Annotated in this window: 7 protein-coding genes; 2 read left to right on the forward strand and 5 right to left on the reverse strand. The window is 40.9% G+C overall.

Annotation, left to right across the window (positions count from 1 at the left end; translation table 11 throughout):
- Positions 1–62: 62 nt before the first annotated feature.
- The 4 genes from IPM48_09770 to IPM48_09785 all read right to left on the reverse strand — a co-directional run bounded on the left by IPM48_09770 (position 63) and on the right by IPM48_09785 (position 8957).
- On the reverse strand, positions 63–2174 hold the full coding sequence (locus tag IPM48_09770; protein MBK9271876.1) for a hypothetical protein: 2112 nt from the start codon (positions 2172–2174) through the stop codon (positions 63–65).
- Positions 2175–2193: 19 nt separating this feature from the next.
- On the reverse strand, positions 2194–7056 hold the full coding sequence (locus tag IPM48_09775) for a gliding motility-associated C-terminal domain-containing protein (protein ID MBK9271877.1): 4863 nt from the start codon (positions 7054–7056) through the stop codon (positions 2194–2196).
- Positions 7057–7152: 96 nt separating this feature from the next.
- On the reverse strand, positions 7153–8607 hold the full coding sequence (locus IPM48_09780) for a GWxTD domain-containing protein (GenBank protein ID MBK9271878.1): 1455 nt from the start codon (positions 8605–8607) through the stop codon (positions 7153–7155).
- On the reverse strand, positions 8604–8957 hold the full coding sequence (locus tag IPM48_09785; GenBank protein ID MBK9271879.1) for a hypothetical protein: 354 nt from the start codon (positions 8955–8957) through the stop codon (positions 8604–8606). Before IPM48_09785 ends, IPM48_09780 begins: the two co-directional genes overlap by 4 nt.
- A gap of 51 nt (positions 8958–9008) precedes the next feature.
- Between IPM48_09785 and IPM48_09790 the strand changes: the two genes are divergently transcribed.
- Positions 9009–9866 carry an SDR family NAD(P)-dependent oxidoreductase gene (locus IPM48_09790; protein ID MBK9271880.1) on the forward strand — a complete coding sequence of 286 codons (858 nt, stop codon included), beginning with the start codon at positions 9009–9011 and terminating at the stop codon, positions 9864–9866.
- Positions 9863–11506, forward strand: a complete 1644-nt coding sequence (locus IPM48_09795) for a M1 family metallopeptidase (GenBank protein ID MBK9271881.1) — start codon at positions 9863–9865, stop codon at positions 11504–11506. The genes IPM48_09790 and IPM48_09795 overlap by 4 nt, the downstream gene beginning before the upstream one ends.
- A gap of 24 nt (positions 11507–11530) precedes the next feature.
- On the opposite strand, the gene rplS is transcribed toward IPM48_09795, so the two are convergent.
- Positions 11531–11884, reverse strand: a complete 354-nt coding sequence (gene rplS, locus IPM48_09800) for a 50S ribosomal protein L19 (GenBank protein MBK9271882.1) — start codon at positions 11882–11884, stop codon at positions 11531–11533.
- Positions 11885–11963 lie beyond the last annotated feature (79 nt).

An 11963-nucleotide genomic window follows, 5' to 3' on the forward strand; every position in this document is an offset into this window, starting at 1 on the left:
ACAGCAATTCTGAGCGAGCTTCGATTTGCCGGGTGAATTAAAAAGGATGTGAGCTGTCATTGCTAAAAACTATATTGAATTTGCAAATGAATGTCATTGTCAAATTCCCTTTGCACATCAGGATTCAGAGTTTTTGATTTATAGATGAATGCGATTCGGGTTTCTAAGTTTAGATTTCTCAAGACCCTCCAACGCAAATTGAAGTAAGCCATTGAGCCATTTCCAAAGTAGGCGGGTATTCTAAAAATACCGGAAACATCATTCTCATAGGCATATATTCTGCTATTGAAAGATGGAATGTCAAAGACCGAAACTCTGAAATTGGATGAAAATGGTTTGTCGATGGATTTATAGATTAAGTCAAAATATACCATCCAGCCTGATTCATTGTTTTGATTGTCAGAATACAAATGATATTCATTTCGCAGTCTAAAGCTCCAGTCATTGCTCAATTTTTGTTCCAAATGAAGTCGGATGTTTTGATTTTCGATCGGTATCAAATTCGATTCAATGCCTGAATTGAAGTTGATTTCAGTTTGTCTCACTCTGTATTGAGCATATATAGACCACTTTCTTTTTAAGCTGTATTGCAATCGCACGGACCAGGATTGACCAAAGGATGGAAGATCCACTCTGTATCTAAACCAAGGATGGGACCAGCTGTCAAAGTAAAATCCGGCCTTCCAATTCCTGGTCAGCAAGGTATTTATTCCCACCATCAAACCCTTTTCATTGCTGCTGCGATTGCTGACAGAGATGCTTTGACTTCTCAAGGAAATAAATTCTGGACTAAAATCCCGATACATGACAACTGCTTCTGTTCCTTTACCAAAGCTTTTTAATAAGCCCTGAAGGACGGCATGGGATAATTTTTGGTCCACTGCAATTTCACCAAAACTGTAAAATCCGGCAAATTGGAATTGATGAAAAAGGCTGTAATGTTTTTGATCGTTGAGCTTGCTGTCGTACAATTTGTAGGGATCGGTGGGGATGCTGCGGTCTAGATTTAGTTTTGAGAAGGCAGCAGCTGCCCCAATATAACCGCTGGAAAATTGGTGTTTTAATGACATTCCGTATTCTGTCAGGCCCAATTGATTTTTATTTGAAATTTCGGTCGCTGTCCTGTGTAATCCGCTCAGTGTAATTGAGGAGAAAGTGCGGATGGCAATTCCTTCATCGGTAGTGTCTGTCTCCAGTACACTGGCATCTACTCTTTGTGTGGAATAATACAACATAGCAGTTTGCCGGTTGGACAGACGCAATCGGGTGCTGACACCCCGCATCATTTGGTTTTCCTGCAGAGAGTTGTAGGGTCGGATGATGTCTGGATTTTTGACAAAGGCTCCAAAATCGAAACCCCGTGTGTTTTGAAAGGCATTGTCCACGATCAATCCCTGCCCTACACGTATTCTGTAATCCCCGATGGCAAAGATCTCAATGAATGGATTGACTTTTTCCAAATACAGATGCGCACTTAAATAATCCACCTTGGATTTTTGCGACTTTGTCCACCATTTTTCTCCTTCATCTTTTTCCGCAATAAATCCGGCAGAATAGATCCCGGATCGGGATGAATTGTATCTCAGAAAAAACTTATCAGCGGATCCCGCATACTTTGGAGCAAGGCCATTTTCAGACCTGTATTCATCTTTCAGATGTAAATCCCTCCTCCATCTGGTGGTGATTCGATGAGTACCTTTTGAGAAAATTTGCTGTAGTAGTTGTGGATTGATCTGCTCTCTGGAATCCAGACTTAGGTAGGGCAGGATCGATTTTAGTTTTTCTAGAGAGAATTCTTCGATCACCTGTAGTTCCAGTAAGGAATGAATTTTATCCTGACTGTTTACATAATTGAGCAAGGCAGTTTTTTCAATTTCTGTGAGATAAGGAATTCTATCCAGCTGCTTTTTTTGAAGGCCATTTATTTGAATGGGGTGCATTCTCAGGTCTTTGTCGGTCTGTGAATCAAATAATTCTTCAGCCGATCGCTCCGCGTCGGATTCTTCCAACACCAGCGATTCCAGTTTTTGAGGATCCCATTCTTCCTGAGCTTGTATTAAAAACAGGGGAGAAAAACTCAAAAAAAGGATTGGAAGAATTTTGGTGCCCGTTGTGTAAATTTTTTTCAGCGGTATGAAAGTTTTGTAAGCCGTGTTTTTAAACCATTCCGTCATGGAGTAAATAAATTGGAATCTAACGGATGAGGGTGATTTCGCCTGTCAAACGCTGCTCTTCTTGACCCGGTACTTGATACAATATTTGGAAAACATAGACACCCGGATTAACAGGATTCCCCTTAAATCGGCCATCCCAACCCACCATGCTTTCGACGCTGACATTGCCCTCATGAAAAATTCTTGCTCCCCAGCGATCATAAATTTGCATGGATTTCAACAAGCTGCCGGGAGGCGCATGGTAGATTTTAAAGTGGTCATTGACCAAATCCTGGTTGGGAGAAAAAGCATTTGGAATATAAATTTCATACTTGGTCCGTACCACAATTGCCAAGCTGCTGATATGTTCGCAGCCATTTTCATCCACTAGTTTGAGTGTATAATTGGTATTTTCAATTGGGTTTGCATCCGGGTTGGGACAATCGGTACAGCTCAAACCATTGGCTGGCGTCCATTCAATGCGGACGGGAACAAAATTTGATGTATAGCTTAATGGTATTTTTTCTCTGGCAAGAATGGTGTATTCAATGGGATGAGTCACTTGAAGATCTATAAATTCTAAGTTCACATCAATGATGGAGTCGCAGCCAAATTGATTCGAGCCAGGGAGGACAGCTTGCCCCGTGGGATGGTCGATATCAAATTTCATTCCGTTGATCCAGATAAATTGATCCTTGCAAAATAAATCCTGATAAACAGAGTGCCCTGGCTCATTGACAATAATTTCAATTTGCAGGACGCTGTCGCAGCCGGTGTGGGAAGCATTCTTTAAAGTATCCGAACCCATGGGGTTTTTGGCTGAGTAGTATTTTCTTCCAATCAATACACTGTCACCCCGGCAGATTTCTTTTTGGTACAAATGGCTCACAGTTTGGTCAAAACTCAAATCAATCTCAAGTATGGAATCACAGCCCATGATAGCACTGCCTTTGAAATATTCAGTTCCTGCAGGATGGGAGGAATTGTAGATCGTATTGTTGATGCGAATCTCATCGTTTTCACAATAGCTGGCCACAAGTTTTCCTCTGGCTTCTGGCAAAAAATAGATTTGAATATCTACGATGCTGTCGCAAAATGAATGAGATGCCCCCTTCAGAATCTCAAATGCCGTGGGATTGTTTTGATCAAATGTTCGGCCGTTGATTTGCAAAGTTTCTCCAAAACACAGGCTATCCCGATAGGTGAAAATGGCATGGTCTATTAAGCGCACCGTAATTTGCACCACAGAATCACATCCTAAATAACTCATCCCCTTTAAGGTGTCAAATCCGGTCAAATTATTTTTGTGATAAATTTGTCCATGGATCAGGAGACTATCATCACTGCATAAAATGGGATTGTATTGGTAAAATGACAAGGGATGAAAATTCAAATTAAGCTCGACCATGCTGTCACACATTTGATAAGAGGCAGAAGGAAGAATTTCGATACCCTTTGGATTGAATTTGTCATAGCGCTTACCTTGCACTATAATAAAATCATTGTCGCAAAGTTGGGCCATATAATTTCCTTTTGCTTCCTGCAAAAATTCCAGTTGCACATTGACCAGGGTATCGCATTCATTTGGATTCAACGCATGTATGGTATCCTGGCCGGATGGACGCGAGCGGTCATAGCGGTTTTGCCCGATTATAAAAAATTCATCCGGACAGAGGTCTTTTTTTATCAAGTCCATTTGGGCATTGCTGCTTACCCTTACCTGGATCATTTGAAAATCTGAACAGCTTCCTGAACTGTCTGCTGCATATATATATAAAGGTGTAGATTGCCGGATGGTGTCGCCTGGATTATAAAATGAACCTGAACCATTGGGATTGTTGTAATACCCAACCGAATGCTGGATGTATTTACCTGTAATTGGAGGAAGGATTACCTGATTACAACCGACCAGATCTGCTAAGCGATCAATGGCTGGAGTTGGTCTGATAAGTAAAGTAAAGATTGCTGTATCACTGATGCAATGGTTGGCCGGATCAATCCAATACATGATCGGAAAACGACCATGGCCGGAAACCTGAGTATCCCAGAGATAACCATTTAAGGCACCCGTTTGACTTAAGTCAAAAAATTTTCCCGCGGGATCAATGGCTCCAAATGTTTGTCTTAGATCAATCGATAGATTATTATTGCAGATTGCCGAAAGACTATCGGGACCTACCGTCAGTTTGGTTTTGACTTCAATTTCCAAAATCGCTGTGTCTGGTCCACATACCTTTCCGAAGTTTGTGATAAATAATACCTCAATAATCTGTCCAGAAAGACCCATGGCAGAGAAAAGACTATCGGGCAACCACTCCATGCTGGATAAATTATAATAGCGACCTGTTGACCGGGCTGGGACATATTGGCTTAGATCAATTTGGGATCCTTCACAAATGTTGATTTTTGTATCGGATCCTGCGGAATTTCTTAATTCAATCTCTACATAGAAACTGTCCAATGTAATGCATTTTTTTGTCGAGTCAATCAGATAGATCCAACTTGATGTGAATAAGCTGTCTCCGCTTTGAAGCTTTGTACCTGATCCCACTGCGTCCAGGTACATCGAGGCATTTGAAGAAAGATTGCGGCCTTTCAATGGAGGTATCAAATAATATTGACAGACGCTCGTGTCTGATTTGTTTTCAAATTCCGGAGCAGGAATCACTTCCACAGAAATTAATGCGGGCAAGGACTTGCAGGTTCCATCATCGACCAGCGCATAAAAAATATGAGATTTTGTAAGAATTTCTCCCGTAATTCTATTGTTTAGCAAACTGTCAGAATAAAATTCAATCTGGTGAGGCATTCCCATGGTGATTTGGTCCATCAGCGATTGCGGGTCAAAAAAGGATTCGCCATTGACATCTCCGCAAATTGAAATGGAAACAGAATTAGCCTTGGGAAGCGGAAGAGACTTTAATCTAATTTCTACTGATTCTGAAAAACAATCTTTGGCGATTGTTTGAGCATAGATGGTATCACTGCCACTGATTTGAATGGGTGGTTGAAGGGGATTGGTCAATAGTTTGTCCGAATAAAATTTCACTTCTAATCCAGGGTCATTTTTCTTCAATGAATCGATTACATTTTTCAAATCAAAAGTGGATTGACCCATTCCATCATCGCATTGTGAAAAATCCATGGGAGGGATGTTTTGACTCTTTCGCACAAATAGACTGATTGGAATGGCATTGGACTTGCATGGATTTTGATAAATGACGACCCATATCATTTGTCCCGAAGTTCTCAAACTGTCTTTAATCGGCTGAGTGGTCAAACTGTCGTAATAATAAAGGATGCTATCCACCTGAACACCACCGGTGATGACGGTATCCAATTTTTTCAAACGGAAAATTCCGGTGCCATCGCCCAGATCGCAGAGCGTATCACCCACTGATTTTGCAGGAGGTAATGGATAAACGATCAGTTGTATTTCAACCGGCTTGGATGCGCATTTGTCATTGAGGGTAATGGCATAAATGCTCGTGGCAGAACTGAAATACGGCGATTGAATTTCTGTATTCAAATCCGGGTCCGAAAAAAATTTGACCTTGAGCAATGGGTTATTGCCAGTTATGGTACTGATGATATCCGACAATCTAAAGCTGGCGCCAGCTAATTTTTCTTCGCACAACTGCATGCTGGTGGGACGCGCAAATGGCAGAGGATTTACAGTGAGCCTAACGGGTATGGGATCTGATTTGCAACTTCCTTCTACGACTCTTGCAAAAATAGTGGTGGAGCTACTTGTAAAAGGTGATTGGATAGGACCAGTGCCATTGGCATTCCGGTACCATTCAATGGTGCCCTGACCGCCTGGATTCAATACATCTTGTTCATAATCTTCTAAAATGAAAGTACCTCTTCCATTTTCCTCTTCACAAATTTCCTTACTGATGGGTCTTCCAGAAGGACACTTCACGCTGATTTCAAATCTCTCCGTGAAAATTTCCGGACAACACATCGGATCGGGTTTTGGATTCACAATGCCAACGATTTCATAGGTCTTGCCACACCATGATTTTGGGATGGTAAATGTAAAAGGATCAATGGTACTTATTGCCGGATCGTAACTTCCGGGACCAGAGATGGTCGCAGCACATCCTCCGTTTGTAATACCTCCAGCCCAGGCATCTCCTTCACCAATGAGAGCGGGGTCATCGGTATCATAACTGACGGTGGCTCCACACGCACAACCATTAATTGTCATGGATTGCGTTCTGATGCCATTGGATGTAAAATTGGAAAATGCGCCGATGGATCTGTTGCAGGAATTCTTGCTTACAAAAACTTTAAGTCCCAATCCACAAACTGCGGAAAAATCATAAGGGTAAGTGGGACTGCTACTGGTAAATATAATCCATATCGCATTGCCTGGTAAATTGTAACCCCCACCCACTGAAGTGGCCATACAACTTACCATGCCGGCAGGACCTGGGGCAATGGCACAGGTAGATCCAATGTCTCCATTGCCAGCTCCAAAATTGTTGTTGGCATCAAAATCAAATGCAAACGAACTGGTATTAAAACCACTTCCCGTCCATAGGATGATAAACTCATTTTGTGCTTCGGATCCGCAAGCGTCTATCATAAATCCAAGCAGCTCCGGACAAATTCTACAGTTTCCTCCCGGCGTGGAAATATTGGCAGTTCCAAAAAGACTGCCCTGGTTAATATAAGGATTAAATCCTGTCTGTTCGCTAAAATAATATTCTATTTTTCCTCCGTTGGGTAAATCCAAACCGGTAAGTCTGATGGTAAGTAAATCAGCTTCACACAATTCACAGGATGGCAAACAATCTGGTGTAATGATAGTAGAGGTGATTTCCGGGCATTGCGCATTCAAATAAAAAGAGATAAGAATGAATAATGAAGGAAGTCCGAAAATTCGATGGATCACTGTTATGGAATTTCACAACAAATATCATATAAAATTTCTACAAATGATCCGCCTTTTTATTCTTGGAGAAGGATGCTGCGAAATGTTGGTTTGATTTTATTCGTTGAAAAAGTCTCTGGCTCTGCGGGAGAATGCCCTTTGCACACCTTTTGCATCCAAAGGATTTTCTCCTTCGTATTCGTCTTTTACTTTGCGGTACAGCTCCAACTCCCATTTGGGATTGGACAACTCACCATAGGCAGTACTGTGAAGCAATCTGTAATTCTGTCCTCCCATGTCCAGATTGTAAAATAAAAATTTCACATTGTTCTGTCCGGTTTTTTGAATTTTGTCGTACTTCCATATCTCATATGGATAGGCTCCGGCATCAATCTCTTCTCTGAAAATTTCTATTGGCTTTCCATATTTTAAATAGATTCTGCCGCGATCTGATTCAAATCCATATCCAAAGCCGGAATAAAACATCCTGTTGGCTTCATTTACCAATTCCATGTGTTGCTGAAATTTTTCAATCGCATTCGCACCATGGCTGTCTTTCCAATATCTATAAACAAACATACGCTTGCCATCCAATTTTTTCTGATTGATCAAATCATCTGCAACAGCCTGATGTGGGGTAGAAATCAGTGTATAAAGTGCTTTGATGGCAATGTGAATGCTGTCATCGCTCAGCTGTTGGAAAAATCGTTCATCCAAAGAGTTTTCGTATTGTACTTTGTGAATCCTATCCCAAAATGGATTCATCCGATAAAACTCTACTCCTGTACTGAAGTATGTATTTTGAGCTTTATCTTTGATGCTCGCTTTTAAAATATATTTCCCGGAAGGAAGGTGGCTGATGTCTTTATTTTGAACAATATAGTCAATGGACTTGGTTTCTCTTCGTTTGATCCATTTGTCTATTAACTGACTTTTTCCAAAAGTGTCGAGCAGGAACAATTCGTTTTCCAGATAATAGTGTTTTTCTGGAAGCAGATTCGTTTGATATGTTTCGATGAAATAAGGTAAAATGTATTGCGTAGGGACCGATATTGAATAGGGAAGCGGTTCATAATAAAATCCATATTTGACCATAGAATGAAGGCTATCTTCACTGGACTTTATGGTGGACAGCAGTTGGATGTCAGATATAAATGGATTCGAAGGAGGAGCTTCCACATGCACGAATTTGATCAAGGATATTTCCTGATGGATATCCAGCAGGTCAGTCAGGATAACTTCCAATTCGTAATCTCCGGGATTTATTTCCCATCTTAGATTAAACAACATTGGAGCAGAATGATTTGAAAATTTATTTTGCAGGTTTACTTTATCAGCCATTTGAATGGCTTCCTTTGATTTCAATACAAGGGTGGCCTGCACCTGGTGGTTAAAGCTGCTGTCTGCTGCGTAATGGCGTTTTAAATCCTCTGTTGGAATGTAAAGGCAGATTTCCAAATAGTTTTTACCTTCGGAGTAGTAGCCAAAAGTTTGTACATCAGCATGAATGGCAAGGGTATATTTTAAGAATATCAGTAGAAGAAGTCCGGTCAAAAAAAGTCGGTTTTTCATCCCTTGATCAATAGAAATTTAAAAAGAGTGCCGTGCAGTTGAGTGCTAAGGTAAAGTGTATCTTTATGTGGCTTTTCAATGATGTATTGGATGGTTTCAGGTTCCATTTGAACCAGGGTATCGGATTGCTGGATGTACTTTGATTCCATCACATCACCCTGATAATTGGTAATCATTATGTCGGATTGAAAATCAAAAAACGCGCCATCGAAAGTATTCGTTTTTGTATCATTTCTCCAGGCTTCATATACTGCCCATTTTCCGCTCAGTTGCTCAAGCTGACTTGGCTTGGAATCATTGCAGGAACTACCGTACAGCGCAAGGCCCAGAAGAATTAAACGTGGATTCATATTTTGGCTTTCTTGTTCCAAAGGTAGTATGTTTTCCTGTATCTTTAACGTATGAAAAATGAAAATGCTTTTATTTTTATAACAGGAGCTAGTTCAGGAATTGGTCGCGAGCTGATTCATTGGTTCTCAGCAGAGTTCAAGCTAATCGTTACAGTCAGAAAAGAGCAACAGAAATCAGAAATAATTAACAATTATCCTGATGTTATAGTGGTCATCATGGATTTTGAGCAGGAACAATCTTTGGTGAATGGCTTTGATGAAGTAAGGAAGATTCTGAATGGAAAGTCGCTGTTTGCCTTGATCAACAATGCGGGAATTGCTGTCCCCGGGCCCATTGCATTTTTGACTCCGGAAGCTTGGATGCGACAGTTTAAGGTCAATTTTTTTGCTGCAGTTTCATGCATTCGCGAATTGTTTCCTTATCTGATAAAAAATACGATGGGTCCCAGGATTATAAATGTTGGTTCCGTGTCGGGTCATTTTGCATCCCCATTTTTAGGGGCCTATTCCTCTTCAAAATTTGCTTTAAGAGGTTTGACAGATAGTTTGAGGAGAGAGTGTGACTTGTTGGGTATCAAAGTTGTTTTGATCGAACCGGGACCTACCCAAACACCCATCTGGCAAAAGAACCTCGGTGTAGGCAAGCAGTTTGCCGATACAGTTTTTGGGGCATGGATGGAGAAAGCTGACCAGGTGATTCACAACACCGAGGCCAATGCAATGCCGCTTGAAAAATTAAAGACAGTTTTTCAAAAAGCCCTGCAATCAGCGCAACCAAAATCCCGTTATCTTGTGCACAAACATCCTGTTTTGTTCAGGATATTCGTTTACTTTGTGCCTGCAAAATGGGCAGATTTTCTTGTCAAGCGACAATTTTTAAAGAAACAGAATAAATTCCGGCCGATATGATTTTTCATTCAATATTGAGATTGTTTTTTATCATTGGCATCTTTACACCAGCTGTGATATATTCCCAGCCATTTACCTTAGCAGATAGTCTGAGAGGAGCGATTCGAAAGGAAAGAGAATACGATGTGAAGCACTATGATCTGAGGGTCAAATTGGACGTTGATAAAAAATATATTTCAGGTTCCAATGAAATTACAATGGTGGCAGGAACCGATCTGACAGAGATCCAAATTGATCTGTTTGACAATATGAAAATCACGCGGATCAGTAAAGACAAAAAAGAGTTGAAATATCTGCGCATGCACAACGCTGTTTTTGTCGTTTGTCCGTTGAAAAAAAATGAAAGCACCAAAGTAAAAATAGAGTTTGAAGGCCAGCCAATCATCGCAAAGAAAGCACCCTGGGATGGTGGATTTGTATGGTCACAAGACAGCCAGGGAAATCCATGGGTAGCGATCGCCTGTGAAGGAATTGGAGCGAGCCTTTGGTGGCCCAACAAAGATCATTTGTCCGATGAACCCGATTCTATGGACATCCGGATTACGGTTCCAAAATCCTTAAAAGCCATCTCCAATGGTGCACTACAATCCATAGAACCCAGTGGCAAATGGCACAGCTTTCATTGGAAAGTCAGCTATCCGATCAACAACTATAATGTCACACTTTATGCGGGCAATTATATCAGCTATCAAGAACAACACCAATTTAAAAGCGGAGAGAAACTAGTGCTCAATTATCATGTTCTGGATGGACATCAGGATCTTGCGAAAAAGCATTTTGCCCAGGTGCCCAAGGTGTTGGAGGCCTTCGAGCATTTTCTTGGACCTTATCCGTTTATTCGGGACGGATACGCATTGGTGGAAGCGCCATATGCAGGAATGGAACACCAAAGTGCCATCGCTTATGGCAATGGTTTTCAAAACGGATATCTCGGAAGAAAAACACCCCAAAATTTTGAATACGATTATATCATACTCCACGAAACGGGACATGAGTATTTTGGCAATAGCCTTTCCTGCAAAGATCACGCTGAAATGTGGATCCATGAAGGATTCACCACCTATCTTGAAAATCTTTTTGTGGAATACCACCATGGCAAAAAAGCAGGTCTTGAATACCTTCAGGAACAGAGGAAATTGATTAGCAATGACCTTCCTTTGTTAGGCCCTAAAGAGGTAAACTTCCAGAATCTACCCTTAGACATTTATTATAAAGGAGCCTGGATTTTGCAAACCCTGAGACAGGCGATCAACAATGATACTTTGTGGTTTTCCATCCTCCGGGAATTCTACCAACAACACAAATATGGTTTTGCAGAAACCGAAGATTTTATTCGGCTGGTCAATGCCAAAACAAAGAAAGATTATACCATTTTTTTTAGACAGTATTTGATCCACAAGTCCATTCCAAAGCTGGTCTATCAAGTGACACAGCGAGACCAATACACCCAGATCAAATACAAATGGGAGTGCGACGAACCCGATTTTGATTTACCCGTGGAATTTATCATGGACGGTCGGAAAATAAGGCTAGATCCATCCATGGATTGGAAGAATATTGAGTTCAGCAAGCCTTTCTCAAAAGTGGAACCGAACACAAGCGGTATCCTGGTGGAAGAGATTAGAAAGAAAGTGCAATAAAAAATTGAAATAGAGCTGCCCTGATTATTTGGCAGTGTTGGCTTCTTTAATCCTCGCTTTCTTGCCGGAGAGATTTCTAAGATAGAAAAGCTTGGCGCGTCTTACCTGTCCTTTCTTGACCACTTTAATTTCAACAATGTTGAGGGAAGAGAAAGGAATAATTCTTTCTACCCCGACACCGTTAGACACTTTGCGAATCGTAAAGGATTTGTTTTTGCCTTCTCCACGAATATTTATCACATCACCTCTAAAATCCTGCACTCGCTCTTTGTTTCCTTCAATGATTTTGTAACTGAGGATGATGGTATCGCCAGCTGAAAATTCCGGAACATTGCTGACGTTAAGTAACTGATCTTCAACGTATTTTATTAAATTCATGGCGTGCAGTCTTTACTCGTTCTTTAAAATGAAGGGCAAAGGTAAGAAAAAGCGGATTATGTTTGCTAAAGAGTTTTGG

Source organism: Saprospiraceae bacterium (assembly GCA_016715965.1).
Classification (GTDB): Bacteria; Bacteroidota; Bacteroidia; order Chitinophagales; family Saprospiraceae; genus Vicinibacter.

What these genes read in the sequence shown, in the direction of transcription:
- IPM48_09795 (MBK9271881.1), top strand. Translation starts at nt 9,863, where the DNA reads ATGATTTTTCATTCAATATTGAGATTGTTTTTTATCATTGGCATCTTT.
- IPM48_09790 (MBK9271880.1), top strand. Translation starts at nt 9,009, where the DNA reads ATGAAAAATGAAAATGCTTTTATTTTTATAACAGGAGCTAGTTCAGGA.
- IPM48_09770 (MBK9271876.1), bottom strand. Translation starts at nt 2,174, where the DNA reads ATGACGGAATGGTTTAAAAACACGGCTTACAAAACTTTCATACCGCTG.
- rplS (MBK9271882.1), bottom strand. Translation starts at nt 11,884, where the DNA reads ATGAATTTAATAAAATACGTTGAAGATCAGTTACTTAACGTCAGCAAT.
- IPM48_09785 (MBK9271879.1), bottom strand. Translation starts at nt 8,957, where the DNA reads ATGAATCCACGTTTAATTCTTCTGGGCCTTGCGCTGTACGGTAGTTCC.
- IPM48_09780 (MBK9271878.1), bottom strand. Translation starts at nt 8,607, where the DNA reads ATGAAAAACCGACTTTTTTTGACCGGACTTCTTCTACTGATATTCTTA.